This window comes from Halobacteriovorax marinus SJ, from assembly GCF_000210915.2.
Taxonomy (GTDB): domain Bacteria; phylum Bdellovibrionota; class Bacteriovoracia; order Bacteriovoracales; family Bacteriovoracaceae; genus Halobacteriovorax; species Halobacteriovorax marinus.
Genome location: NC_016620.1, coordinates 766,985 through 792,236 on the forward strand (window position 1 = coordinate 766,985; position 25,252 = coordinate 792,236).

Here is a 25,252-nt window from a genome sequence, read left to right on the forward strand (position 1 = left end):
AAGGGACTAAATTTACGCTTTATTTTTTAGCATAGAGTTGAGTAAGGCCAATAATTTAGGGGGAGCTTTTTCTCCTGAAGGAGTCTCGACGTAGATTTGGTCTAGCCATTTCTCAAAACAAGCTTGATAATTTGTTGTTCTTATTAATTTATATTTTGCTTTGTCTAGGCAGTAGTTAAATTCCCCAAAGGCTCCGTACTGAGAATTAATTAAGTTACTACGTTGTGGATGCTCTCGATGGTTCTTTGGGTTTCGACCTTTTTTCCTAGCGATGCCATATATCTCATCATACTTTTTGATGTTCTTTTCAAATGCCTCCCAACTTAAAGTAACCAATTCTTTATTTCTAAGCACTTCATAGGCTATTTTTCGAGGGGAATTTTCTTGTTCTATTTTATGTTTAAACTCATCTTCACTAAGTTTTATATTATATATTTCTTGGAGCTTGGACTTATCATTTAATTCTATAATCTCATTGTAAAGCAAGGGATAGTTTAGATAACAAATCATATCTTTTAGAGTCTTTGTCCCGATAGAACTCCAAGGAGATAGATTATACTTTTCGACAATACCATCTTCAATAATTAACTCTTGAACATCCTTGTTAGATAGATAATCTTTTGAAAAGAATAATAGCTCCTGTAAATATTCACTTTGCTTAGTAAACAAGAATAGTAATTCGTACAGTGCTAGTTTTGCCCTAACAAATTCACTCAGGCCCATATCGTATGAATAGCTTGATGAAAGGCGATGACCACCAACACATTGTTTTATTTCTAAAATATTTGACGGCTTAATATAATCTTTGATTGGGAAGACCTCTTCAACCTTGAACTCTTGTAACCTTAGTTCATCATTTTCGTTTAGGAGGTGAGTGACTCTAGTAAAATAACAATAGAAAATATCAATTTCAGTAATAGGAAGTGTTTCAATTAGAAGAGGTTGTACAATTTCTACTTCACCCTTATATACTTGGTAAACTAATTCAAAAAAATCATCACCAAATTCATGCCAAATTAAATGTAGTCGATAGGCAATACCAACAAAATCTTCTTTTTCAGGAATTCCAAGCTTGTATATGTCTTTGGGATAGATAAAATAGTTATCCCCCAATTCTCCATTATCTACTTTTTTTACTTTCATATTTCAGTTTAAGTGTTGCAAAAACCTTCGTTTCTAATAACTAGACTCGTGTGCAAAATACGGCCCTTTAATCACTTTATCGGATTTTTTCAGATTTATTTAAATTTCAATGGTTTATCGAATAAAGAGGGGATAAAGGATAGAAACTGAGAAAAGCTATTGGGTAAAGAGATGCTGAAAGTCTTTCCATGTTTTTTTGGGAACTGATTTGATTAAGAACTTTGTGACTCCCTGAGTGTCAAGAACAAGGTCATTGTTAATTATGCCAATTAGGAAATGGTCATCACAAGACTTTAAGACGTTGCCACGAACTTTTGCTATCGGTTTTAAATTTATGTCAAAGACAATATTATTCACACGCCAACCAATCAACTTTTTGTCCTTGTCATAGAATAGATGATGATGGTTTGAGCTTTCATTGTTCTGCATATAAAAATTGTAATACAACACTAACCTGAATTCTAGCTCCAGAGAGTAGTATTAAACTGCTCTATTATTTAATCTATAAGTATCTAAGAATTACACCTGAATCAGAGTATAGAGGACTTTGCCGTTTATATCTAAAACTCGATTATCACTTAGCTGGCCAATTATTTCTCCATCCTCTAGGGACAAAATGTTTTTTCCTACTATATACATAATTAACCTGAAGGAGGTATCGAAAATATCAGTACCTAAGCTCCAAGCAATAGGTTCATCATTTAGGTTAAAGAAGAGAAGACCTGAATTGTTCTCATTAATCAGGTCTAACTTTTCAAAGAGTGTTTCAATTTCAGATTTTTTAAAAATTGCAGAGGCCAAACTAAACCTACCTGTAATCAAGCATTCTCTTTAGGTCATCTTTGTGAGTATAAATAAACTGACGATGCTGTTCACAGTTATCGAGCTTTCCATCCTTTTCCTTTGATAATAGATGTGTATATCTTTGAATATCGCTCTCCGCATTTTGGACTTCAATACCATAAGCTTTCTTTGTGCGTTCAGGTCTTCTTCGCCCGTGTTTGGTTTTTAGAGCAATCCCATAATTATGATGAATAACTTTAAGGTTATGCTTGCTGTCTTCAAGCAAACTTTTTGCTAGGCATTTACGAAAGTTAGCATCGGACATATTTCTTTTGAGGGTTCTTCTAAGAGCGTCTTGTCTTTTTGCTCTTCTAGTATCGGATTGCTTTCTAATAATCGCATCTGTCCTTGTCTTGTAGTTTGATAGCATCTCTCTATAATTATATTTTTTTGTGCTCTTCCAACTTGAACTCCCGTCATTAATGTCACCATCAAAGATACTCATGTCTGTTTTTTTGTGAAAGTGAGAACTATCTAGTCCCAAATGAGGAGAACCTGTATAAAAATATTTCGCTGAAGACCATCCTAGTTTCTCAAAACAGGTATGCTTTCCTCTACATTGCTCTAGGCTTTTTTGAATTTTGTTTAGGCCATCAATGACAATAGACTTTTTAATCCCTGTAAACTTCACTGGTTTATTATATCTTTCCGTTATGACGTAAAAATCAAATGTATTGTAGGGACTTTCTTTGATACTTTGCACAGCCTTAGGAATATCACCCTGTCTCAAATAGGTGAGCATTTTTTCGTAGCTAGATTGCTTTCCCTTATCTACCGTCGCACAGCTAATTAATGTCATTATCAATATAAGACTAGGCCACTTCATCTTTTATCTCCTTGCTGTCATCATTTTCGTTCTTGTTAGATGGTTTATCCTTTTTATCTTCATCAAGAGGTGAGAAAGCATACCAATTCACAGCGAAAATAATTGTAAATGCAATAAGACCAACGATAATTGCACCACCCCATTCTCCTTTCTCAATGAAGCCTGAAGTAATCATATAGGTTGCATACGATGCAATTAAGAAGGCCGAGGTTGCGTAAAGTTGAGGAATAGAAATAGTTATGAGCATTGATAGTAACGTTAAACCAACTCCCCACCAACTCTCTATTCCGTGGATATTATGAATGATTAGAAAATATTCTATTAATACAATTAATTGAATGAATGAGCGTCCAATAGAATCAATAGTGTTAAGTTTCTGTGCCATTTCATTCTCCAATCTTATATGATGCAAACGCTTGCACTCTTTTTCCTACTCGTCTTCAAAGCTTGGTTTTTTTACAATTGGCCTACCCGAAGCAATTTTCTCTACTGAAATTTTGACCCAACCTTCAAAAATCTTTTCAGTGAGAATATCTTCAAGATTAATAAGCTCGTTATTACTTTTTCCAAAGAGTAGATATTCAATATCTACACCAAAAAAATCAGCAACGACTTTGAGTTGAGTCCAAGACTTAGGGTTAGCATTTGCAGACCAACTTTTTAAATTGGAGCTAGATACACCTGTGGCATCTGAAAGTTTATTGAAGGTGATACCTTTCTTCTTCATAAGTGCTGTGAGCACTTTACCAATTTTAAGTTCATCGTCATTCATACTGCCCTTAACGGTACTTAACTAATTTAATTCACTAATGGTTGGCCAACTGACTAGCTAGTTAGGTAGCCGACCAGTTATTTTTCTTCAGCTTCTCTCTTGTGTTTAGATAAAATACGACTCACAGATGATGGTGAGCATCCATGTAATTTTGCAATTGCTCTAACTGAGAGGTCTGTCATTGTTGCGGTTTGAATTATTTTTTCGTGTGAGAGTGAGCGCTTGCGACCTAATTGAATACCTTTTTCTCTGCAAGCTTGAAGGCCAATTCGGGTGCGTTCCCCGCAGATTTCAGATTCGAGAGTTGATACAGCACCCAAAATCGACATTACAAGTCGGCCATGAATGCTATTAATATTAAACGATTCTGTGAGGCTTTCAAACTCGCAATCGTTATCTTGAAGTTTTTGAATGATTGATAAAAGGTCTTTAAGTGAACGACTGACTCTTGAAAGCGACACAGTAACGATTTTACTGACAAGACCCTCTTGAACTTCAGACATCAATTTATCTAGTGAGGGCCTTTTGTTTACCGCTAATCGACCAGAGAAATTCTCATCTGAGTAGATTTTGTAATTCTCTATCCCGTTTTGTTTGCAGTAGCGTTCAAGGTACATTCTTTGCGAGACGTTACCTTTCGCTTGGTGCTTAGTTGAAGTCCTGACATAGAGTGCTACATATCTTTGTTCTTTCATATTTGTATTATAACACAATGTGCAATACATTTGTAGTGCATTTGCAACACATTGAAATATGGTTTATTCTGTCTGTATATCTTTTTCTAAAGTGAGGAAATATGGCAAAAAAGAAAGGCAACAACCCTAAAAAAGTGAAGGATTATAACATCCCTGAGTCAGGTGATAAGTTAGATGCAACCCTGAGTATTAGGCTTTCTTCAGAGCTAAAGGATAGACTTCAAAGCTACTGTAAAAAGAATGGGTTTACTACTAATTACATAGTTAATCACATCTTCAATGAGTTTCTCGACACACAAGGTGCTTAAAAATGTCTTTCTTTCAGTCTATTTCAATTGCTTCTCAGGAAAGGATTCACAGTCAGGTTTTTAGTTGGTTTTTTTCTCCTGATTGTAAAGCAACAAATGAACATAACAAAATATCCTTATTGGAGAAAATTGTTGGCCAAGGTTTCAGCTCTGAAAAAATTATTAAAGTGACAACTGAAGAAGAAAACATCGACATCATAATCTATAAGGATAAGGCAATTGTTGCATTTGAGAACAAAATCAAGTCCACCACTCATAGTAATCAGCTTGAAAAGTATGATTCGATATTATCAAAGAAGCCTATTAATCAAGTTTATAAAATTTATCTCTCGCTATTTGATGAAGATATTAATAATACCAACTGGAAACTTATTACACACCGTGATGTCTCCAAGATTTTTCAATCCATTTCTTATAATACCTCCTCAAATGACTCTGTAATTTTTCAGGATTACCTTGAGTTCTATACAACACTAGGAGATTCTGCTTTTGAATTTTTAAAAACTCCCTCAGGATTTGAAAGGGTGTTCAAAGATGGTTCATTAAAAAAGCATGAAAAAAGCATTTCTAGCTACGCTTCATCACTAGAAAGCTTTATTTGCATTAATCAACTTGAGACAATTTTTCAAAAGATGTTCTATAAAAAGCTTGCTCAAGATTTAGGTTTCTCAAGTCAGGATTATCTCATAGAAGAAACTAGGGGTAATGCTCTCATAAATCTTTATGTATCGGATTTCATCAAAGAAGAGGTTGTCTATCAACTAGGCGTTCAACTACAAAGAAACAGTATAAAAGTTATTTTTCAAGATAAGGCCTACAACAAATCCAGTCACAAAAATCTTCCCGAAAGAGTAGTCAAGTTCTTTAAGGAGAATTTGTTCTTTAAGAATAAGAGCGAGTCATTTAATCCACCTCGCTCCAAGTGTTATTTCTCCAAATCAGCAACATTTGTATGGGGAAGCCAACTTGATGAGTTAAGAAAAAGGGAAATCAGTGAATTGATTGCATCTTTGAAAGGCGATATTACCCCTAAACTAAATGGACTTATTTAAAGGTTATTTTTCCTTGGTTTCGTGGAGGAATGATGTGGAAATCATGGTGCAATCGTTCTGTAAAAACTCTATAACTAACTAAAACTTCGTTCAAAAATAGCCTATTTTTACACAGTCATTTTCTATTTGCGGTAAATTTTATGTCGTTTCTCCAAATTTTTATGTCGTTTCTTTGCGAAACAGGTGCTTTTTGGACATTTAAATTTTTAGGAAGAATAAGGATTTTATCAGTAACATCAAATAGTTATACTCGAAAAGACCGAATCTAAATATTGAAACCTTATTTTTCTTTATTAGTGAGCTTTCACGATTCCGTAATGATTTATAAACAATATCGGTTTTAGATAGCAAGGCTTCTAGTGGTCATGTCAAAAGAAACCTTGTCCTAATTTAGTGCTGAAGTTCGATAGCTTTCTGATTATGAGGTTAGCCTAAAGTCATTTGGCATTGTTGCAAAATTACCGTCTTTTAAAAACACCATTTTAAAAATTTCGAGTCTATCTACGCTAGAAAAGGTTATATTGTTTTTGTATTCGGCCTCTGAGATGTACCACTCCCAATCATCAAGAGATAGCTTATGTTGGTTATCAAATAAAAGCTTCGCTAACTCAAGCTCAGATTCTGAAGCTTTTATCAATTCATTCCATTTCTTAAATCCCACGAGCTGAGAAATAAAGTGCTGAGCATTCATTAAAGTGAAGTTTTTGTCTTCATCAAGGTCGTATGTAACGACAATGTTGTCGATGTCAAAAAAAAATGGGTTGTATCGGTGCAGGTCGCAATCTGCTACCTCGTCGTAATACTTTTCTTTAGTTTTAAAATCTTTGAGAAGGTTTTTGGCTTGTCGTTTGAAAAAGTTAATGTGATTCATAATATAATCCTTTTGATTAACCAATCTCATTATCTTGTGATGCACTCGTAATCTGTTTCGATAATAATCTTGGTCAAAGGTTATATTATCTAGGTATTGGTTGATGAAATCTTTGCACGAGTGAGCAGGCTTACCAATCAGCACAAAACCATCCTATTTTCAATCATGCAAACTGTCAATAACACAAGGTGTTAAGTGCCAGTTTAAGGTAGTTTATAGTCCCTAGTAGAGCTAAGGTGAGTTTATTAATTAACACTTATACTAAACTCCTAACTGAAAGTTCTAAACCCTACCAATATAAGTGTTCCATTAATCACCCCTTATTGCATCAAGCCTTATTCCTATCTATTATCAGATATGAAGCTTTTAAAGTTGGACATTACTATTTCTCTGCTTAGAAGCTATAAGTGTGTTTAAATGCGGAATAAAGGCCATAAAAGATAGGAGTGAGAATCGTCTTAAAGTTTATAGTTATGCTTGCTGAACTTTTCTTCCCAACGCTTGAAGTTTTTATCACCTATTTTCATATTGATACCAAGAGGGATGTTCTTGTTTCCTTTGGATGCCTTTTCGCTAAGATTGTATTTTTTCGCAAGGCCGTACTTCTTGGACTCAATATCTAAGTCCTTGCGTGAAATATAAAATATATAGTCATTTATTTTACCGCTCTCGAAGTTGCGATAATCAATGATGACAAAACAATAATAGTCTATATCTTCCCACTCCCTCATTCCTCTAAGAGTTATAGAAGAGTTTTTTAAGGGAGTTATGATTGAGGATTTTATCTCAATAAAACGATTTTGGTTCTTAGCATCTCCTTGCTCCTTTTTTCCCGAAACAGATTCCCACTTATTAACCTTGATGACTCTCTTTTCAATATCAACTCCACGAGAGCGAAGGTTTCTCATGGAAACGGCCATCAAAAAATCCTTTTTGGATAAATTATTAAGGTATTCACTTCCTTGCACATCAATCATCTCTTGCAATGACCAATGCTCTTTAAAAGTCTTTTCTAGGTTAGGTAGGGACATTATCTTTTCCTGCTTTTTCCAAAAACTCTAATACTTGACGGAAATAGCTTCTTTGGTTTCCTCGTTTCATTTTTCCGTTAGTTATTATAACAATATGTCCAAGGTCATGAGCTTTATCATATTGAGGGTAGCCATTCATATTTGCAGGAATGTTCAACATTCCGACAAATTCTCCTAAGATACCTACTGTAATACCAATATTTCTTGGGCCCGGTGTAAAGGCTACTAAACTACCTTTTAAAACTCTGCACATTGCCCTTTGAAGTTCATAGGCTTGCTTTTGATTTTCGGGTTCTCCACCTCTTAGAAAGTCATAGACTCTTGTTTCTACAGCTTTAAGTTCTTCCTCAGAACAATTACTCGGCCCTCTCATTATTGTTCTTAGGTCTTCGTGTTTAACCTTGTTTCTAAACCAATCCCCATAAACAAAGTAGCCCGCAGATAGAGCAATTTTTGAAGCTAGTTGGAGGTGAATATCTATATCCATCTTTAGAGACATTCCAATAGTTTCACCTCCAATTGCAGGTTTTATGGTTTTAGTCTTAGGGTCAAATACTTCGATATGTCTTTTGGCCTTATCCAAATTTACTTGAACAGGGCTACCATCCTCTAACTTTCCTTTTTTTACAGTTGGTACGGGTCTCTTCTTAGAATGTCCACGAGCATCGTATTCGTTTCTTCTTTGCATAACGAGAAAATCATTAGAATATTTGCCATCTATTTTTGAACCAACCTTAGAGTTAAAGACCTTATCAACGGGTATAGTAAACTCATCACATCCACCAAGAGATAGAGGGATAATATGCTCAGGCGAAGTCTGGTCTTCACTCAGTTCTTGGTTAGTATATGGACACCAAATTGCCATTACTTATTTTTTCCTATTGTTGCCTCAATCCTGTTAGATAGCCTTTCTTTTAATTCTTCATGGTTTGACCAAGTTACTAAGTTCAAATGCTTCACATCAAAGTGACAATTCTTTAGGTCTTCTTTGTTTACAATGTGAATTACTGGTAATCCTCTACCTTTGGCGTAACCGGCCTCATAATAAACACCAGTCTTTTGGTGGGTTAGTTCAGCAATAAGAAATTTCGACTTATTTATAAGAGAAACTACTTTGTCCATGATGCCATCGTTATGCTCTTCTTCGTCTACAATTTTTGTATCCCATCCTAGTCCTTCACAAGCTTCTTTTATTGAGTTTCTCGTTTCAGGCCCAAGCTCTTTCTTCTCATTGTCAGTAAAGGCCATCGCTATGAAAGCAGTATTTGGATTTTGTGAGGTTTCTTTTTCCACGGCTTGCCAACCAGAGGGAGTTAGTGAAACCTGAGGAGAAGTAAACAGTGCATCTGCAAATTGCTTTTCAAACTCTTTATGCTCTTGTTTAAGAAATGCTTCCCCTTGACCAGTCAGTCTAACGTATGACCATTCAAGAAGTGGCTTTAACCAAATGACAAACTCTTGTTTAGATGAAATCTTTAGTCCGTACATATCTCTTAGTGTGAACGGCACGAAATCAAAAGGTGCTCTTTTTTCTAACTTCTTTGCAAGGAGTAATAATATTTCATTTGATTTACTTGAATAATCATTAGGAATATCAGTGTAATCTTCAAAGTATTTTATCACTACATTCTTTTCGTTGAAGGTCTCTACATTTCCGGCCTCTTGCTCACTCCATATCCAGTATGGTGTTAATCCCATCTCATTTAACTTTACTGTCTCTGAGGCACAGTTCAGTTTAGTTTGGCTAGAAAGTTCACTGTTTCCAGTGGACATTAGTGCAGAATGATTATCTAACCAATATCTTCCGCATCCTTGGCTTCTAAAAATGTGGCCATCATAACTTGATAGCATATCAACTTCAGCATCTTCATTTGTAAAAAAACAAGGTTGTTTACCTTCCATTTAGACCTCTTCTTTTTGCTTTTCTATTCTCTCTATCTATCATATAACGTGACGTATTAGAATAAAGATTTGTTTAATTAACCTTTTATAAGCGATTGGGCTAGATGTCATACAACGAGATGGTTAGAGAAGTATTTATGAGTAAACCTTGGGAGCTTCAGTATGACGGTTCTAAGCTAATTATCAACGTAGCAAAGCTATCTGTTCAACACAATGTCAGGTGTTTTTTCTCTCATCCTAAAACAGAACACGATGCTCATGAGAGCTTATTTAGATTTTTTAATGAAGTATCGTGGTTTCAAAAAACATCAATCTCTAACATTAATGGATGTATTGTTCACGGCTCTAATGTTTATTATAACTACAACATAAACCAAGAGTCATACCTCTTAGAGTTCGAGCAGAGAGTCTTTGATAAGAAACAGCACCTTGGCCTTGGTTTTTTTAGAGAAGCCATATCGAATGAGAGTCCTTTTTATCGGTTACTATGTTTCTACAAAATCCTTGAAGTCCCTTTTGAGAAATCTAAGCACAAAGACAAAGTTGAGTGGATAAAAGAATGTATAACAACGCTAGAATCTGAGCTTGCTTGTTCGTTTAGAGACCGCAAGGTTCATTACCTTGGAGGAAAAAGTCTTGATGAATGGCTTTACATTGATGGGCGACATGGAGTGGCCCATGCCCACCTCAATCACCCAGTTAGAGACCCAAATAACTATCAAGATTGGGAAGACATCAAGTGGGCCAATACAGTCCTAGAAGAATTAGCAAAAAAGACCATAGTGCAAAAGCTAAGTGTTCAGGAATCCCTTTAATAATTCATCTCTCTTATGTTCAAGCTCATTAAGCTTTATGTCTATTTCAAGTCTCTTTTCATCCAAATTGAAGTCGAGTAACTCCTGCTCTTTATCCTTTAACTTTTTTTGAAGCTCATCTATTGATAGATGAAAAAAGTGTTCGCTATCACTTCTAAGCTCGAAACTGTATTTTAACGCTTCTTCTTGAGTGACATCTGGAATGAGGTCAATGAAGTAATAATATCTATTTATAACCTCTTTAATTGCGTGAATATCTTTTTCTATCTCACTAACTTTTTCGCTCAGTTCATTTTGGGAGTCAACAATAGATGGGATTAGTACTTCTTCGATTTCCCTATACTCGGCTTTTTGAGAAGGCGACAACTGTGCAATCGCTTGCATTACTCTTTCTTTTAAGGTCATTTCGTGTGGTTGAGTTGCAGGACTATTGAATTCTTTAAGCAATTCGACTTCTTCCCAATAGGCCTCAGTATCCATTATACCTTTTATCTTCCTAAGCTTATCCTCTTGGTTCATTTTCCAAAGTTTGAAATCAAGTTGAAAGAACCCATACTTATAAAGACTTTCTGAGTTATTTATCGCAAAGTACATCATTTGCATGAAGTGGATAAACCCGAAAGTTTGAATCATTTTCTTAATATTAGAAATATTATGAATATAGCTTTGAGATGGCCTTCGAGGTCTAGCAACATCACTTATAAATCTAGGGTTCCTTTTTTCCATTTCGGCTTCGTAGTAATCTTTAGTCGCATACCAGGCCCAATCTTTGTTCCAGTCGTTAGAAATACTATGCTTTAGCATTTGTGCAATGAACTCGCAGAATTTACCTTTTGTACTTAGCTTCCTCGTATTTATATCAAGAGCAATTTGAGCCTTGATGCGAATTGAGGTATCTCGAACTTTTAAGCCAAGTCCTCTATAGCTTCTTTTGTGATTTGATAGTGTAATTGTAGATAGTATGTATCCATGCTGAATATTCTTTAGTGGGTTATTACTTTCTTGGTTCATTAAATCTCTGTCCTTCATACAAGCTCTCCATTGTCTTAATTGTTGAGCTTTTGTTTTTCATGCGAGTTCTCCAATGTCTACTTCATCTAAGTTCCTTAGATTTCACTTTCAGTTTATATAAAAATTTGAGAGAATGGTGTGCGGGGTGGTGTACTGCGATTAAGAAATGCAGTAAAAACTTTGAGTTACACTCGAAGAATTACCTCCACCAGATCAAGCTAAGTGCTTAATAAAAAAGGGAAACTTTGGTTTCCCTTTTTTGATTGTGGCAGAAATGTGGCAAATTATGGAAATAATTGGTGAGGCATTGTTCTTCTGAGAAACTCTAAGCACTTTTCATTTTTTACTTGGTTAGTATTCTTAATTGCATCAAACCGATTAAGGTCTTCAATTAATGTATTTTCAAGACCGTATGAAGTATACATAATTCTCTTGGTAGTATCTTCAAGTAACCTTTGATCTTGAAAAAGTATTTTGTTGTTATACATATCAAAGCCATAGCCTAGAATAAATATATTATCTGCTTCTTTTATGATTTCATGAATCCTTGAGAGTTTTGCAAGATAAAAAGGGTTGTTATTGTTAGAGTCAATATTTCCTCTAATAAAGCCTACTTGTTTTGAGTTATCATAGATTGTTTTAAAGTCAATCTCTTGTTGAACATATGCTCCAGGTTGAGTGAGAATTTGCTTATTTGATTGTCTGTAGGGCTGATTGTTTAGTTTTCCATAAACATGAGTTATAAAGTCTCTGGTATTTAAAACACTCTTAGCGTCCTTTATTCCATGTTCTTTTTCTAAATGATGAATCAACTTATTCTCAAAAAACGAGTCATAGTTAAAACTTATAACCTTAGGCAAATTTTCAAAGAAGTCTTTTGTTTGGAATGATATTTTCCTGTTGAAATAGTAGTCTATCCAATTGTCGGTATGATCCATTTCCATTCGATCAAGGTCTTCGTAGTATGAAATAATAGAACTGACTATATACTTACCAAATTCTTTTTCTTCGTCACTTCTATGCGGAGAAGACAAGTATGTATCTATTGTGAATGATCCAGCAGTTCTAAAGTCTTTCTTAAACTTTTCTTTATCAAAATTAGGATTTATTTTTTTTGTAAAGTATTCGATACAAGAATTATAATAACTGTTAAAATTGTCATCATCTTCGTAAAACTTAGGGTCTTCATGTCTATAAACATCTGGATGTATTTCTATACCATCGTTGATAATGATCTTTTTTAGCTGTTCCCCTGTTGGGAAACCGTAACTTGCTGATGAGCCAGCACCCAATATAAATACGTCATTTTTCATAAATACTCCATCGTTTCGGTTAAATGTTCGGGGTTTTTTACGCAAACTTAATCGGCATAAGAGAGTCAAATATTACTTAAGAAAAACTGTAATACTTCTTATGTATAAAACCTCTTCCTTTTACAGAAGAGGTAATAGTTATTTAAAGCTAACAACCTCAGCCGCCTCTCTTAAGAAATCTTGATCTAGATGAGCGTAAATCATCGTAGTCTTAATATCTGTATGGCCGAGAAGTTTTTGAAGTGTGTATATGTTTCCACCATTCATCATGAAGTGACTGGCGAAAGTGTGACGTAAGTCGTGAAATCGGATTATATTTTCTAATCCGGCTTCACGTTGTGATTTTTTAAAGTGTCTTTGTGTAACATGGTCATAGGGAAGTGGTTTTCCTGTTTGTGTTGAAAAAACGAACTTCGAAATACGTGTTCTAAGGCGTTTTTGAAGTATATCCCTAACGATTGTATTCATTGGAACGTAACGTCCTCTATGGGTCTTTGTAGTGTTTCTAATACCATCTCTTGTTAGAGAGCGATTTATCACTAAGTTGTTAGTAGTGAAGTCAACTCTATCCCAACATAGACCACAGATCTCTCCAAGTCTTAGTCCAGTATTTAAAGCAACTATGTATAAGTCCAATAGGGGATTAGCTTTATTAAAATCTATAAAGACTCTAATTTCTTCTTTGCTCCAAAAAGTTAAATGTCTTGGCTCTTCTTGAAGTTCTGGATAGCCACGAACAGGACTCTTTAGAAGATATTCTAACTTAACAGCATCATTTAAAATTGTTTTGAACTCCATCATTACTTTATTAACAGTTCTTGCTGATTTTCCAGTTTCAATAATAGAGTTTTCTAACAAACGAGCGTGTTGGTATCGAATATGTTTAAGTTGAATTTCTCCAAGGATAGGTAAAATGTGATTTCTTAAATCACTTACGTAGGCTTGTTGAGTTTTCTTAGCCTTTCGACCTTTTACTTGTGTCTCAAACCAAGTTGCAACAAAGTCTTTAAATTTTACGTCATTTTTGATGTATATGCCGGTGTCTTGTATACCAGTCTTTTCTAGAAGCAGTTCAGCTTTAAATTTGTCAGCGTCATATTTTCTAGAGAAGGACTTTGTTATTCTTCTACCATCTGGCATTCTAACATCAATGCGGTATTTCTTTGCAGGAGGTTGCTTCGTTAGTGGTTTCTTGTGAGTTCGAGTAGATTTCTTTTTACCCGAAAATACATCATTATCACCGTTTTTTCCTGTTAAAATACCGTTTTTTTTCTCGTCTAGTTTTGGCATAAATGCTCCTTTCTTGATGAAAAGGGCTTGTTGCCTGTTACTGTCCACATTATTTGAATGTTAAAGAACAGTAGGCTTATATCAAATTGAATAAAAAATAGAAGTGTTTTCATTGTAGTTAATTCCTAAAAGGCTTAGTTTCGGCCACTTAGTCTTCGTCTAGAATTCTCTACAAAATACCTTTTAGCTGTTTGTTCAGTAATTTCCATGTTTTTACTATAAAAACCCTGTCTTTTTACTTTTTTATAAGTAAGTTCGAAGTATTTATCTATCGCTTCACTATACTTTCTAGACTTAAGAATCTTTAGTATTCGAAGAGACTTATCTAGATTGTAAAAATCATTTATTGCATAAATAAATGAGGAGATATTCATAAAAGCTGAATTTGATCTAATATCAATTAATGATAGTTCTTTATCTGGAGAGACAGACTTTGCTTGGTGAATTGCTCCAAAGACAGGTATTAAGTATCTTTGTGCAGTTCTGTTTAATATTTGAATTAGATTCGCTTGTACTTCTGGAGCGGAATCACCGTAAGAAGAGGTCGAAAAGTTATCAATATATAAAATATCTATTTTCTGTTCATTTATAACTTTAAAAAGATCTTTAACCCAAATTCTAGGACAATAGGAAGCCTCATCAGATATATCATTTCGATCAATCAAAAGAATTCTTTCTAAAAGCTCTTGTTTATCCTTCTCAGACCTTGCTTTAATATCTAGAACAGGCTCTATGGCTTCTTTAATGTCTGACTTGTTACCTTCTGAGAGAAAAAGTAATACTCTATACCCATTTAAAGAATTTTCGGCCATAAGGCTATGAATTAGAGTTGATTTTCCTTTATTGGTTCTTCCTAGAAGAAGATGTATATGGCCAGCTTGTAAACCGTTGTGAGCCTTTAGGAATTTATACTTCGTTTTAAATTCTTTATTATTTTCTGATATTTTAATTGTATTAAGGGAGTATTTATTTGGAGCTTCTTTATGTTGTTTTACTTCTTCTGGAATTTCTAACATGAATCTAATATCTTTTACTTCTTTGAACTTCCTGTTCTTCATGGTTAATCCTTATTTTTTAATGCTATTTCTTTTCTTATATTATTATTGCCTCAGTTAATGAGCCTATATAGGCTCATTATTTAAGAAGAGTTATCTCCGCATTTTTTTGGTACGAGGAGCTTATATTGACTATTTCCTGTGTATATTGAGCCTTTTTTTACTGTTAAGAAGTCATTTTCTACCAATTCTGTAATGAGCTTTCTTAAAGTATTATCACTGCCTATTTTAAGATCTTTCATAATACCTTTCTGGCTAGGAAAGAGTCTTTGGCCATTTCCACAATATGACTTATATTTGAGGTAAGCGTATATTCCTATTGCTTTTAGACTAAGAGTCTTTGATTGGAAAATCTCGTTAGGTATCTGTGTAAAGTTCTTTTTTAGAGCCATAACTGCTCCTTAGGTTCTTCATCATGTGTTAATGATTCTATCCAGTTCAATAGGTGTTCTTCGTGAAACCTTACTAAGCGTCCTATTTTAATATAGGGAATTTCTTTTCTAAAAACAGCTGTTCTTAGTCTGGATACTTTGAGTGAGAGAAGCTGTGCAGCTTCTTCAATTGTTAATAATCTTTTGTTTGGGTTGTCCATCTTGGAGCCTCCGTAAAATAAGTCAGCATCATTGCTGAGTTACTTACAAAGGTAGAGTATGTTTTGAATGGGGAGAATCCAGCAGAATTTAAAATTTAAAATAATTTATTCTGCAGTAGCTTAAAGTGAGTAATTTTCAGTGGTTATCTTGTTGTAAGTTTTTATGTATCTGTTGATTCTATCTCTATTCTCTTTTACATATTCTGATGAAAAATTGAATTTTTTGCTAAATAATTCTGGAAAGTTCTTATGGCATAAGTTGAGAAAATCAAAGTATAAGTGCCAATAGTTGGTAAGTTGGTTTTGAAAAATACCTTTGAAGGCTGTATAAAACATATATTCTGGAAAATTCTTATTCTGTGTAAATAGTGGGAGAAAACTCTCAGCCTTAGAGGTGTATGTTTTCATTTTATCATAATCAAATTGTGTCGGTATCTCTTTGATTATGTTCTCTTTTACTTCTTCACTAATTCCAAGTGATGACAGTTTTTTATCCGCTATTTCATGCTGTACTTCTTCTGCCGTAGGAAAATTTTCAATATTTTTTCTGACTTTTAAGTTGGATAGGGAATTGAAGAGAAAAGTTATTCCAAGTATTGAATGGATATTAAGCAGAATAATATTTTTTAATTCATTATGTTGTTCTAGTAGTGTGCTAACTTGATGCTCTAGCTCTGAAAGACTTTCTTTATTAAATGTAGGAAGCTCCGAGCATATGGATCTAAGCTCTTCTTCAATATCGTGATCATCAATATTCAATTCATCTTCATTTAAGAATGATTTTAAAATATTGAAGAAGTATTCAGGGTTAAGAATATCATTAAGATCTAATTCTTCTGTTTGTATTTCTTCTTTTTTCATAACTTTACTTATCATATTATTTTTTATTCAAGTTTTGTATTTTTATAGAATATTTTTTTTCGTCATTCATGCCAACCAATGAAACATCAAGAAATCTTAAGTTGTAATTGTTAAAGTACATTATAAAGCCTCGTTTGAGGAGTGTTCATTTTTTTACTAGAAAAAATGATCATCTGTACTATTTATAAATTTCAACTAGAATTATTAATGTGTAGGTGATCTAGCGTAAAAGCATATGCTTTTGGGACTTGGTATAAAGTCTTGTTTGAATTTTTAGTTTTCACGCCAAATGAAAATTACCCTGCCAAATGCGGTCGCTTTGTCCGGCTAATTTTATTTGGCTTTTATAAAAGTAGTGATCCTACACTTTTAATTATAATGATAAGCAATATTAGATATGGAAATCCTTATTCGTGTTCGTTAGTGGAAGAGTTAAATAAGCTAAAGAAATATTTGGAAAACAATCCTACACTTAGAATAGAAAAAAATGCTCCAAGAATGGTAATGATTTGCGGTGCAAATCTGTTTACTGAAGATGGAGAGTTCGTAGGACTCTCAAAGAGAAGAGAAGCATTAAAAAGTTTTATTCTTAATAAGTATAAGAATATTGTTCCTATTTTTGCCGAAGAAGTATTTGATGTTCTAGATAATCAAAACCTCTTAAATATTGAGCAGTATATGCTTGAATTTTGTGACTATATTGTAATTGTTCTTGAGAGCTATAGTAGCTTATGTGAGCTTGGTGCGTTTTCACATAATGAAAAACTTAGGAAGAAGTTAATAATCATCAATGATTCAAGGTTTAAAAATGCTAATTCATATATTAATGAGGGCCCTCTTAGAGCTGTACGAGAAGAGAATGATGGAAAATCGAGACTACTCTGGTATAAAATGATAAACCCTTCTGATCAATTAGATTCAATTAGTGATATTTATAAAGAGTTTGATAGTTTACTTTCTAAAATTGAGAGAAAGAAGTCATCAGATATTAAACAATTTGATTTAGATTTATTTACTGATATTAGACCTGATAAAGCTAATCGCACTTATCTATTCTTGGTTCACGATATGATCCTCCTCTTAGAGCCAATTACACATAAGGAGTTAATAGATCTTTTTAAATTTTGCTTTGGAGAGAGATCTTTTGATTTCCTAAAGTTTTATCTTGGAATGTTAAATGCTATGGGGACTATAAAGTATGTAGAGAAAGAAGGTAAAAAATATTATAGGGCATTAGATAGTCATGAGTATATAAAGCATAGTTACGACTACAAAAGAAGTCGCACCATTTTTAGAGTCTTTTCTCATAGATATAGGTTGAACGATGATTTATAGAGAAATTTCAAAATTTTACAATATTCCTCAAGAAGAAGTTCAAGATTTTATATCTTCCAATAAAACGAAGTATTTCAGGTTTGAAATACCTAAGCGAAATGGAAAGTTTCGTACGATAACCCATCCTAGACACGAATTAAAAATAGTACAATATTGGCTTGTGGAGAAAGTGTTTTCTCGTATGAACTATGTGTCATGTTCTTCTTATGCTTATATCAAAGAGAGAGATATATTAAAGAATGCTAGAAAACATCAAAGGAATAGTCATTTTTTGAGTGTAGATTTTAGTAATTTCTTTGAATCAATTACATTTAAATTGTTAGAGCCTTTTTTAGAAAAGTTTTATCATTCAACCGAAGTAGAGTACTCGCTAGAAGAGTTAAAAAATGTTGTTAAAAGGTCTTGTTTCGATTCATATGGTCGTTTACCGGTTGGATTTGTTACTTCTTCAATCATTTCAAATATCGTTATGTTTGATTTTGATTTAAGAATAAACGTCCTACTTATGTCGAGGAAAATGCTCGGAAGGGTAGTATATACTCGTTATGCAGACGATGTAACGATATCTACTAATAAGGAAGGTGCTATAAGAGAAATATACGAGTTATTTTGCAAAGGACTTATTTCTGAATTTAATAGTGAAATCACTCTTAATGCTAGCAAGACAAAAGTAAGGCATAAAAGATGTGGAAATGTTTTAGTTACTGGACTGAGAATAACTAAAGATAGCCGAATAACGATCCATAAGAACTATAAAGAGCGTGTGAAGAAATTAATTCATGATAACTATAAATCTGAAGACCTCTCTGTTGTTTCTCGGATTATAGGTCATCTTAATTTCATAAAATATGTAGATGCAAACTATTCTCATAAGCTGAATATTAAATATTTTAGCGAGATAAATGAGCTCAAACTTAGGTATCAAGCATTGTTTAGTGCGAAGTCTTATATCTAGATTTTCAATCTATCAGTAAAAATTTTGTTAAATCTCCTACGAAACTCCACCACTTTCTTTGTGGCAGAAATGTGGCAATCCGTAAAATTACCCTCTAATTTCAAATATTGTGGACAATAACTAACAACAAGCCCAAGTTTGTTAAGACGATAAAACTATTATGTTTTATCGTGGTTTATATTGGATTACTTACATTTGGTGTAGTTGGTAGAAATAGCACCTCCGCCGTCCCGCCACCTCCACCAACTGCAACGCTGAACGAACACCAGTTAAGCAGTTGGATGTACATTTGAAATTCTTCGATTTTCCCCAAAGTTCGCCTAGCATTCGCGGTAAAACAGGTGTGACCACTTGGGTGATCGAATTCCTTCACTTAAGAAATCTTAATCGAAAAACATTTATTGCATTTGGAATATGTTCCGATATAGGAAATTACTAATTTATATTTGGAGAATATTCAATGTCTGAAGCTGAAGAGAGGAAGCCTCGTTTAAAGAATTTAAAAATTAAAAACTTTCGTTCAATAGGAAAGACTGAAGTTTCAATTGATTTAGATGATATCGTTGTTCTAATAGGACCCAACAATGTAGGAAAATCATCTATATTGAACGCTTATGAGCTGATTATGAAAGATGGCTCTAAAGAGTGTTCTGTAAAACTGGAAGATTTTCATTTGAAGAAAGAGCCTGAAAGTGAAGAAGAATACTTAGAGATTACACTTGAAACGATTGTATATGACAATTCTCCTGGAGATGATTGGGTAGAAGAGATTGAAGATGAAAATGTTGTAAAAGAAAAGTGGATTGCTACAAAACCTGGGAAACTTGTGCGAGTGGGCTACAATGTGAAAGACAATAAATGGGCAAGTGTTGATCAGAAAAAAGACAAGGTTCCTTGGGGAGCTGCAAACGTAGCAAACTCTAGGAGACCATTACCTCATAAAATTAGTCCTTTTGATACTCCTGAAAAGCAAACAAAGGAAATCACCGATTTAGTTTCAGAAATTCTTGATGAAAAACTCAGAGAAGATAAAGAGGTTGATGGGGAAGTTGTAGAGTCAGAATATTCAAAATTATTAGAATCTATTAAATCAACCAAAGATAAAATTATTAATGAAAATAAAGAGGTTATTGAAGAACTTGAGAAAGAGTTTACAGAGTTAATAGGAAAAGTTTTTCCAAAAAATATAGTGAAATTGACTCAGAACTTAGAAAATATGTCGGAATTGAAATTGGATATTTTTAAAGAGCATTTAAGTGTTTTAATGGGGCCAGAAAATGGTTTCCTTTCGGAAATTGCTCGACAAGGAAGCGGTGCTCGAAGAACTGTTATGTGGACCGCTTTAAAAATTTTAGCTGAGAAGAAAAAGAGTGAATTGAAGAGTGAGAGGCCACACGTTTTGATTATTGATGAACCTGAAATCTGCTTACATCCCTCAGCGATTAGAGAGTCATGTAATGTCTTGTATGAAATACCAGAACAAAAAAATTGGCAAGTAATGTTAACTACTCACTCACCAGTTTTTGTAGATCTATCAAAGGACAACACTTCAATTGTGAAAGTTTACAAAGATGTTGAAAATGAAGTGATAAAATCTACAACCGTCTTTAGAACCAGTGAAGTGAACCTTTCAGCAGATGATAAAACAAACCTCAAGTTGTTAAATATATGTGACTCTTATTTTACTGAATTTTTTTTTAGTCGAAAAATTATAGTTGTAGAGGGAGATACTGAATATACAGCATTTCAATGTATAAAAAATAAAAATACAGACCTATTTAAAGATGTTCATATAATTAGAGCTAGAGGAAAAGCAGTAATTGTTTCAATTTGTAAAATCTTAAATAAATTTAATGCTCCTTATAGTGTTCTGCATGATGCAGATACAGAGTTGACGCAAAATAGTAAGAAAAATCCTATGTGGGCGATTAATGAGAAGATATATAATGAGGCGAAGAAGTCTCCAAAAAGTAAGGTGATTGCATCCTTAAGTGACTTTGAAGAGGCGATGTTTAATGAGTCAGTAACAAAAGATAAACCATTTTTTACTTACTCTAAGTTGGAAAGCTCAGTTGAATTAACAAGTAAGTGTCATTCTTTATTAAGTTACCTTATTGGAGGTGATGAGAAAATCCCAGAAGGGTTTGTTGAGTGGAATGAAATTGAGGAACTGAAGCAAAAATGATTTTTTTGGAACATTTTCAATCCCCTTAGCCTTTTTGTAGTAACCGAATGTAATTTACAAGATAGGATATTACAAAACGTGTGGTATCGCTTTTTATGAGTGAGTTGAAGTTTACATGGTTATATGCGGTATGCAAATGATCACTTAGAAGCTTAAAAAGGGGATTACTAAGGGGAGAGAGGAATGACAAGTTTAAAAGTGAAGCGTGAGATTGTTGAGAGACGAATCAACAGAATCAAAGAGTATGTTTTTGAATCTAATGAACTAGAGCAGGTATATATTGATGACCAAAAAATGATTAGTAGATTATGTGATGACACTAATTCTTTAAAAATTGCTTTATATGATTACTTCGCTAGGATTAGCTGGATTGAAATTGATAACCAATTAAATAAAAGTGAACAACTTTTTCGTAGGAGTATTTTCGGTGATATTCATATTATGGTTGAAGATATTAATTTAGGTGAGGAGTCTTCTTTAAAGGTCTATAAAACTCTGTTTGATGAAGAGCTTGAAGAGGGAATAATTCACTTTTTGCCACTCCTTGGGAAGAATAATAGAAACTTAAAGGCTGGAGTTGCTACCGAAAATCATGGTTTTGGGTATCATTATCATTATTGTAAAGGAAAAAATATTGCTCGTCATGATCGAACGACATTGCAATTTACTAATGATGTAAAAGACATTGGAAAAAATGATTTTACCATGTACTCCGGTCAGCATGGATCAGGGATAAAAGTAGTTGCAGATGAAGTTAATGGTAAAATAAGAACGTCTTTAATTAGTAAAAATAAGGATTTGGTAAAAAAGTATAAAAAAAATTGGTTAAAGGTTTCTAAGGACTTTGAGGAATTTAAATTGTTCTCGTAGTTAGAAATTGAAAAAATGGTGAAATATTTTGTTTAAGATATCTACAAAAGTAACAGGTGACTTTGATTTGGGAATTGATAAGCAATGGGTAGAAATTTCATGCCCTCAGTGTTTATTGGAAGAGTCTGTTCAAATCAAAGATTTATTAAATGAAAAGCTAATAATATGTAGAGGATGTAAAATCTTGATTCGGCCAGTTGATGAATGGGATGACGCCAAAAGACAGATCAAAAAAATAAATGAACAGTTTAAGAATATATTCAAAGGATTCTAGATGGACTATCAAATAGCTCAAAGAACAAGATACTTACTACAGACGAGAGTTAGGAGAGTTAAAAATGCTGGAGAAAACCAGTATCAAGAACAATTAAAATTTTTCTTACAATTCCTGAACTCAAACATAGTATTTTCTTCCGTTTTAAAAGAGCTTGAGGGGACAAGCACATTAGAAAAAGAGAGCTTTTTGGAAGCATTAAATAATGGGGAAGGGTATAACTTTGAATGTGAGTTAGATTATATCTTTGCCTCTTATCTTGGGTTGAAGTTCCTTGTTGATGTAGACATGAATAGATTTACAAGCTCTTTGATCGCTGCGTTTAGTACAGCGAATGGAGGAGGTAGACATCAAAGTAATATTGATGAAATGCTAGAGGATGTAAATACCTATTGGTTGAATTATTTGTATGAGTTCTTGGACGAATCAATTGATAATCGAAATAGTATCTTGTTTGTTTTGAAAAAGTATAAACAAAATGCTGAATGGTTTAGAAAAAAGCGGTTGTTGAATATTGCAAACGATGGTGCTGTCTATGGGAAAAAAGGAGAGAAAGGGCTTGCCTTAGATCTTTACGAATCAATACATAATGATGGGATAGATTTTACTATAGAACCTTCTTCAGCTTCTGGTGAGGTAGACTTAATTGCCAATCAGTCAGGAGAAGAAAGAGTCGTTCTCGATGCGAAGTATATAGGGGAAGGTGAAAGCTCTTCGCAAATAAAAACTAAGGTCGTTAAGGCTTTTAGACAGGTTCATGATTATTGTAATGATTATAATACCTCTAATGGTTATATATTATTTTATATAAATGCAGAGGTTGCATTAGATATTGAATCAGATGAGTTAGATGGTTTCAGAGTTGTGAACCTTAATGGAAGGGCTTTATTTTTTATTAATGTTGATATTTATGAGAATGAAAAGTCCGCATCACAAAGAAAAGCACTTGAGCGTGTTTCTATAGTTAAGACTGACTTGATAAAAGACAATTAAATCAAGGAATGTTTTTTATCAGTTAGTCGTTGTGTGAATTTTTCTAGAGAAGGTAGCCCCTTTTGAACTTTTATAAGAGCTTCTTTCTTGATGACCTTACTCGAAAAATTCAAAACACTAGCTCCTGTAATTATCGTAAAAATTATCGCAAGAAATATCTCAATTATTGCACGCATACTATTTTTCCTTTTTAAGTTCTCTTAATATGATGGCGCGGACAGAAGGCCCATGCCATTTGCCTTTGGTTTTGGTTAATCGTTTTTTATCATTTAAGTAATTGGCGATATTTGCATATCCCCATCCCTCGGCTCGAAGTTTAAGCATGAGTTGAAGTGTGGCCCGCTCGCCTTTGTGGGGAACGAGTTTGTTTTTCTGAACTTTTCAGCCAAATCTTGGAATGGGAGGTTTGCGAACTTCTTTTTTGATTCCAAGAAGTCTTATGGCATCACTAATGGCAGCTCGTGACCATCTTGATTTAGTTACCTTGTGAATTTGATTACTGGAAAGGTCTTTTTCAAGGTACAAAGTCCGCAAAAGCTCAGGATTTTGAATGGGCTTATTGAAGAAATGTGTTATAAAAATAGGAACATATAGATTTGCGTTATAGAGTTCGCTTAGCTCTTCGCAAGGTCCACCAGATCAAGCTAAGCGCTTAATAAAAAAGGGAAATTTTGGTTTCCCTTTTTTGATTGTGGCAGAAGTGTGGTAATTTTTTTGATAGCATCTACGTCATCCTTTATAGTCTCCTATCTGTATTATTTAAAATTTCTTGTTGAATTTTCTAAAAGCCTGTAAAGATTGAAAAAGTATTGCAGAGTTTAATGCTGAATGAAATATATATAATCCTTTGATGTTAATAGTATCGTCTTTTAAAAATTGGAAGGTTACTAGGTATTTATAGAAATCAGTAAAAATACCTAAAAAAGGTTCACTTTTTAAAAGTAGAAAACCTTTATCCCAATTTGAAAAAAGTAGACTAAAAAATAATGATAAAAATATTGGTCTTATGATGCTGAATCCATTTCCAGTTAGCTCATTAAAATTTAATATAAGTAAGTTCGTAAGTTTCTTGTATATTGGTAGCGTGGAATAGCTTATTTGTTTAACTTGATAGTGTCTTTCTATATCAAAGAAAAGTTCAGTATTTAAGATGTCCCTGTGTCGGAAGTATATATTCTTTAGATCACGATAAATATTTACTTTCGCTTCGTAAGACTCAGATTTGTCTTCTCTCGAATAAATTCGAGGGTGAGACCCCCATTCAACAAGGTCTAGATTCATCTCTTTTATATTGGAGTTAATAAAGAAAACATCTGTATTTTCTAGGTTAGTGTTACCAAATTCGGTATTAGATAAATTTGAATTAAAGAACTTTATTGAGCTTTCAGGCTCTAAGTATATTTTCCTGATATTGAGTTCATTGTTCTTCTTCTTATTAATGAAACTAAGCTCCATCTTTATTTTAATCGAACTGATTGAAAGTTCTTTGAAAGAGTTAATTGTAATTTTACTATATCCTGTTCCAAATAAATGCTCATAGTAGAGGTCCTCAGGAATGTCATCTTGAGTTAGAGATTCAAAGTGAACGATTGATCTTGGAAGCGCTAAGTCTAAAGATTTAATCGAGTTGTCAGTTAACTCTAGTTCCGTCTCGGAGGGGATGAATAACTGTAGGTCATCGCTATCAAGGTTTCTTATGTAAATATAAATTTTTTTAAGTTCTGTTTCATATGTTCGTATTTTAACGTTATCTATTCTATTGTTTGATATAGTCAGGTTACTTGAAATTCTATTTTCTATTTTTAGAGACTTGATCTTATTATTGTTTACGATGAAGACTTCTTCGTTGATAGATGTAAAATCTAAGTCAGATAGATCACATGATTCTATTATTATTTTCATATGTAAATCTATAAAGCTTAGGTTGTTTTTAAACGTACATTGATTGAACTCTAGTTTATTCTCTTCATTGCTCGAGTTATCATCTCTGATCTCAATTAAGGGTTCAAAGTGGACAGAGGAAAATTTAATATTATATTTAGAACTCTTTAGAAATAATAATCCTTTATTTTTTTCAAATGTGTGGCCAGTAATTACACAGTTTTTAAGTATAACAGTATTTTTATTTCCATTTAGTTCTAAGTGAGAAGAGCCATTAATAAAGTTAATCAAATCACTGCCTAGTGTCTGTTGTCTTTGAATATAATTTAAGTCTTCCTGTATTTTTGAAAATGGTAACGTTAGCATAGTTAGCAATATA

Annotated in this window: 27 protein-coding genes and 1 pseudogene; 9 read left to right on the forward strand and 19 right to left on the reverse strand. The window is 33.4% G+C overall.

What is annotated here, in order from left to right; translation table 11 throughout:
* Positions 1-12 precede the first annotated feature (12 nt).
* The 6 genes from BMS_RS03685 to BMS_RS03715 form a co-directional block, all read right to left on the reverse strand.
* Positions 13-1,143 carry a hypothetical protein gene (locus BMS_RS03685; protein ID WP_014243443.1) on the reverse strand — a complete coding sequence of 377 codons (1,131 nt, stop codon included), beginning with the start codon at positions 1,141-1,143 and terminating at the stop codon, positions 13-15.
* 519 nt (positions 1,144-1,662) lie between these two features.
* Entirely contained in the window at positions 1,663-1,944 is a 282-nt protein-coding gene (locus BMS_RS03695; RefSeq protein ID WP_157868232.1) for a hypothetical protein, read from the reverse strand.
* A 7-nt stretch (positions 1,945-1,951) separates the two neighbouring features.
* A complete protein-coding gene (locus BMS_RS03700) occupies positions 1,952-2,812 on the reverse strand; it encodes a hypothetical protein (RefSeq protein ID WP_014243446.1) in 861 nt (286 codons plus the stop codon).
* A complete protein-coding gene (locus BMS_RS03705; RefSeq protein ID WP_044557258.1) occupies positions 2,799-3,197 on the reverse strand; it encodes a hypothetical protein in 399 nt (132 codons plus the stop codon). Before BMS_RS03705 ends, BMS_RS03700 begins: the two co-directional genes overlap by 14 nt.
* A 45-nt stretch (positions 3,198-3,242) precedes the next feature.
* Positions 3,243-3,584, reverse strand: a complete 342-nt coding sequence (locus BMS_RS16680; RefSeq protein WP_014243448.1) for a helix-turn-helix domain-containing protein — start codon at positions 3,582-3,584, stop codon at positions 3,243-3,245.
* Between the two features lie 77 nt (positions 3,585-3,661).
* The gene (locus BMS_RS03715; protein WP_157868233.1) at positions 3,662-4,279 is read right to left on the reverse strand and encodes a recombinase family protein; all 618 of its coding nucleotides are present in this window, start codon (positions 4,277-4,279) and stop codon (positions 3,662-3,664) included.
* 101 nt (positions 4,280-4,380) lie between these two features.
* Between BMS_RS03715 and BMS_RS03720 the strand changes: the two genes are divergently transcribed.
* Together BMS_RS03720 and BMS_RS03725 are read left to right on the forward strand one after the other, a co-directional pair.
* The gene (locus tag BMS_RS03720; RefSeq protein ID WP_014243450.1) at positions 4,381-4,587 is read left to right on the forward strand and encodes a ribbon-helix-helix domain-containing protein; all 207 of its coding nucleotides are present in this window, start codon (positions 4,381-4,383) and stop codon (positions 4,585-4,587) included.
* Positions 4,588-4,589: 2 nt separating this feature from the next.
* Positions 4,590-5,639: a PD-(D/E)XK nuclease family protein gene (locus BMS_RS03725; RefSeq protein ID WP_014243451.1), complete on the forward strand. Its 1,050-nt coding sequence runs from the start codon at positions 4,590-4,592 to the stop codon at positions 5,637-5,639.
* Positions 5,640-6,057: 418 nt separating this feature from the next.
* Here the strand turns inward: BMS_RS03725 and BMS_RS03730 are convergent, their stop codons facing one another.
* From BMS_RS03730 to BMS_RS03745, 4 genes are all read right to left on the reverse strand, one after another.
* Positions 6,058-6,654: a hypothetical protein gene (locus BMS_RS03730; protein ID WP_014243452.1), complete on the reverse strand. Its 597-nt coding sequence runs from the start codon at positions 6,652-6,654 to the stop codon at positions 6,058-6,060.
* Positions 6,655-6,968: 314 nt separating this feature from the next.
* A complete protein-coding gene (locus BMS_RS03735; RefSeq protein WP_014243453.1) occupies positions 6,969-7,541 on the reverse strand; it encodes a hypothetical protein in 573 nt (190 codons plus the stop codon).
* On the reverse strand, positions 7,528-8,406 hold the full coding sequence (locus BMS_RS03740) for a hypothetical protein (RefSeq protein WP_014243454.1): 879 nt from the start codon (positions 8,404-8,406) through the stop codon (positions 7,528-7,530). Before BMS_RS03740 ends, BMS_RS03735 begins: the two co-directional genes overlap by 14 nt.
* Complete coding sequence (locus BMS_RS03745) at positions 8,406-9,443, reverse strand: hypothetical protein (protein ID WP_014243455.1); 1,038 nt, start codon at positions 9,441-9,443, stop codon at positions 8,406-8,408. Before BMS_RS03745 ends, BMS_RS03740 begins: the two co-directional genes overlap by 1 nt.
* A gap of 137 nt (positions 9,444-9,580) precedes the next feature.
* Between BMS_RS03745 and mauJ the strand changes: the two genes are divergently transcribed.
* On the forward strand, positions 9,581-10,258 hold the full coding sequence (mauJ, locus tag BMS_RS03750) for a methylamine utilization protein MauJ (protein WP_044557260.1): 678 nt from the start codon (positions 9,581-9,583) through the stop codon (positions 10,256-10,258).
* Here the strand turns inward: mauJ and BMS_RS03755 are convergent.
* The 7 genes from BMS_RS03755 to BMS_RS03785 all read right to left on the reverse strand — a co-directional run bounded on the left by BMS_RS03755 (position 10,235) and on the right by BMS_RS03785 (position 16,380).
* The gene (locus BMS_RS03755; protein WP_014243457.1) at positions 10,235-11,287 is read right to left on the reverse strand and encodes a hypothetical protein; all 1,053 of its coding nucleotides are present in this window, start codon (positions 11,285-11,287) and stop codon (positions 10,235-10,237) included. The genes mauJ and BMS_RS03755 overlap by 24 nt on opposite strands.
* A gap of 266 nt (positions 11,288-11,553) precedes the next feature.
* Positions 11,554-12,582, reverse strand: a complete 1,029-nt coding sequence (locus BMS_RS03760) for a hypothetical protein (protein WP_044557261.1) — start codon at positions 12,580-12,582, stop codon at positions 11,554-11,556.
* A 138-nt stretch (positions 12,583-12,720) separates the two neighbouring features.
* Positions 12,721-13,872, reverse strand: coding sequence for a tyrosine-type recombinase/integrase (locus BMS_RS03765; protein WP_044557262.1), 1,152 nt, complete (start codon positions 13,870-13,872; stop codon positions 12,721-12,723).
* Between the two features lie 134 nt (positions 13,873-14,006).
* Complete coding sequence (locus tag BMS_RS03770; RefSeq protein ID WP_014243460.1) at positions 14,007-14,930, reverse strand: P-loop NTPase family protein; 924 nt, start codon at positions 14,928-14,930, stop codon at positions 14,007-14,009.
* A gap of 80 nt (positions 14,931-15,010) precedes the next feature.
* On the reverse strand, positions 15,011-15,319 hold the full coding sequence (locus BMS_RS03775; protein ID WP_014243461.1) for a helix-turn-helix domain-containing protein: 309 nt from the start codon (positions 15,317-15,319) through the stop codon (positions 15,011-15,013).
* On the reverse strand, positions 15,310-15,519 hold the full coding sequence (locus BMS_RS03780) for a helix-turn-helix domain-containing protein (RefSeq protein ID WP_014243462.1): 210 nt from the start codon (positions 15,517-15,519) through the stop codon (positions 15,310-15,312). The genes BMS_RS03775 and BMS_RS03780 overlap by 10 nt, the downstream gene beginning before the upstream one ends.
* 120 nt (positions 15,520-15,639) lie before the next feature.
* The gene (locus BMS_RS03785; RefSeq protein WP_044557263.1) at positions 15,640-16,380 is read right to left on the reverse strand and encodes a hypothetical protein; all 741 of its coding nucleotides are present in this window, start codon (positions 16,378-16,380) and stop codon (positions 15,640-15,642) included.
* Positions 16,381-16,803: 423 nt separating this feature from the next.
* Between BMS_RS03785 and BMS_RS03790 the strand changes: the two genes are divergently transcribed.
* The 6 genes from BMS_RS03790 (at position 16,804) to BMS_RS03815 (ending at position 22,992) form a co-directional block, all read left to right on the forward strand.
* Positions 16,804-17,715 carry a retron St85 family effector protein gene (locus tag BMS_RS03790; protein ID WP_044557264.1) on the forward strand — a complete coding sequence of 304 codons (912 nt, stop codon included), beginning with the start codon at positions 16,804-16,806 and terminating at the stop codon, positions 17,713-17,715.
* Positions 17,705-18,670, forward strand: a complete 966-nt coding sequence (locus BMS_RS03795) for a retron St85 family RNA-directed DNA polymerase (protein ID WP_014243465.1) — start codon at positions 17,705-17,707, stop codon at positions 18,668-18,670. The genes BMS_RS03790 and BMS_RS03795 overlap by 11 nt, the downstream gene beginning before the upstream one ends.
* 460 nt (positions 18,671-19,130) lie before the next feature.
* Positions 19,131-20,855, forward strand: coding sequence for an ATP-dependent nuclease (locus tag BMS_RS03800; RefSeq protein WP_014243466.1), 1,725 nt, complete (start codon positions 19,131-19,133; stop codon positions 20,853-20,855).
* A gap of 183 nt (positions 20,856-21,038) precedes the next feature.
* Positions 21,039-21,725 (forward strand): hypothetical protein, encoded by a 687-nt coding sequence (locus BMS_RS03805; protein ID WP_014243467.1) that lies wholly within the window; start codon positions 21,039-21,041, stop codon positions 21,723-21,725.
* Between the two features lie 28 nt (positions 21,726-21,753).
* Positions 21,754-21,999 carry a hypothetical protein gene (locus tag BMS_RS03810; protein ID WP_014243468.1) on the forward strand — a complete coding sequence of 82 codons (246 nt, stop codon included), beginning with the start codon at positions 21,754-21,756 and terminating at the stop codon, positions 21,997-21,999.
* Positions 22,000-22,992, forward strand: coding sequence for a hypothetical protein (locus BMS_RS03815; RefSeq protein WP_014243469.1), 993 nt, complete (start codon positions 22,000-22,002; stop codon positions 22,990-22,992).
* 177 nt (positions 22,993-23,169) lie between these two features.
* Here the strand turns inward: BMS_RS03815 and BMS_RS17975 are convergent.
* Both BMS_RS17975 and BMS_RS03825 read right to left on the reverse strand, forming a co-directional pair.
* Positions 23,170-23,322: pseudogene (locus BMS_RS17975) on the reverse strand (recombinase family protein); the annotation flags it as partial.
* A gap of 429 nt (positions 23,323-23,751) precedes the next feature.
* Positions 23,752-25,239, reverse strand: a complete 1,488-nt coding sequence (locus tag BMS_RS03825) for a hypothetical protein (RefSeq protein ID WP_157868234.1) — start codon at positions 25,237-25,239, stop codon at positions 23,752-23,754.
* Between the last annotated feature and the right edge of the window lie 13 nt (positions 25,240-25,252).

Coding starts and splice junctions, on each gene's coding strand:
- BMS_RS03815 (WP_014243469.1), top strand. CDS start 22,000: ATGGACTATCAAATAGCTCAAAGAACAAGATACTTACTACAGACGAGA.
- mauJ (WP_044557260.1), top strand. CDS start 9,581: ATGAGTAAACCTTGGGAGCTTCAGTATGACGGTTCTAAGCTAATTATC.
- BMS_RS03795 (WP_014243465.1), top strand. CDS start 17,705: ATGATTTATAGAGAAATTTCAAAATTTTACAATATTCCTCAAGAAGAA.
- BMS_RS03745 (WP_014243455.1), bottom strand. CDS start 9,443: ATGGAAGGTAAACAACCTTGTTTTTTTACAAATGAAGATGCTGAAGTT.
- BMS_RS03715 (WP_157868233.1), bottom strand. CDS start 4,279: ATGAAAGAACAAAGATATGTAGCACTCTATGTCAGGACTTCAACTAAG.
- BMS_RS03725 (WP_014243451.1), top strand. CDS start 4,590: ATGTCTTTCTTTCAGTCTATTTCAATTGCTTCTCAGGAAAGGATTCAC.
- BMS_RS03775 (WP_014243461.1), bottom strand. CDS start 15,319: ATGGCTCTAAAAAAGAACTTTACACAGATACCTAACGAGATTTTCCAA.
- BMS_RS03735 (WP_014243453.1), bottom strand. CDS start 7,541: ATGTCCCTACCTAACCTAGAAAAGACTTTTAAAGAGCATTGGTCATTG.
- BMS_RS03685 (WP_014243443.1), bottom strand. CDS start 1,143: ATGAAAGTAAAAAAAGTAGATAATGGAGAATTGGGGGATAACTATTTT.
- BMS_RS03825 (WP_157868234.1), bottom strand. CDS start 25,239: ATGCTAACGTTACCATTTTCAAAAATACAGGAAGACTTAAATTATATT.
- BMS_RS03800 (WP_014243466.1), top strand. CDS start 19,131: ATGTCTGAAGCTGAAGAGAGGAAGCCTCGTTTAAAGAATTTAAAAATT.
- BMS_RS03785 (WP_044557263.1), bottom strand. CDS start 16,380: ATGAAAAAAGAAGAAATACAAACAGAAGAATTAGATCTTAATGATATT.
- BMS_RS03780 (WP_014243462.1), bottom strand. CDS start 15,519: ATGGACAACCCAAACAAAAGATTATTAACAATTGAAGAAGCTGCACAG.
- BMS_RS03765 (WP_044557262.1), bottom strand. CDS start 13,872: ATGCCAAAACTAGACGAGAAAAAAAACGGTATTTTAACAGGAAAAAAC.
- BMS_RS03755 (WP_014243457.1), bottom strand. CDS start 11,287: ATGAAGGACAGAGATTTAATGAACCAAGAAAGTAATAACCCACTAAAG.
- BMS_RS03705 (WP_044557258.1), bottom strand. CDS start 3,197: ATGGCACAGAAACTTAACACTATTGATTCTATTGGACGCTCATTCATT.
- BMS_RS03760 (WP_044557261.1), bottom strand. CDS start 12,582: ATGAAAAATGACGTATTTATATTGGGTGCTGGCTCATCAGCAAGTTAC.
- BMS_RS16680 (WP_014243448.1), bottom strand. CDS start 3,584: ATGAATGACGATGAACTTAAAATTGGTAAAGTGCTCACAGCACTTATG.
- BMS_RS03770 (WP_014243460.1), bottom strand. CDS start 14,930: ATGAAGAACAGGAAGTTCAAAGAAGTAAAAGATATTAGATTCATGTTA.
- BMS_RS03700 (WP_014243446.1), bottom strand. CDS start 2,812: ATGAAGTGGCCTAGTCTTATATTGATAATGACATTAATTAGCTGTGCG.
- BMS_RS03805 (WP_014243467.1), top strand. CDS start 21,039: ATGACAAGTTTAAAAGTGAAGCGTGAGATTGTTGAGAGACGAATCAAC.
- BMS_RS03720 (WP_014243450.1), top strand. CDS start 4,381: ATGGCAAAAAAGAAAGGCAACAACCCTAAAAAAGTGAAGGATTATAAC.
- BMS_RS03740 (WP_014243454.1), bottom strand. CDS start 8,406: ATGGCAATTTGGTGTCCATATACTAACCAAGAACTGAGTGAAGACCAG.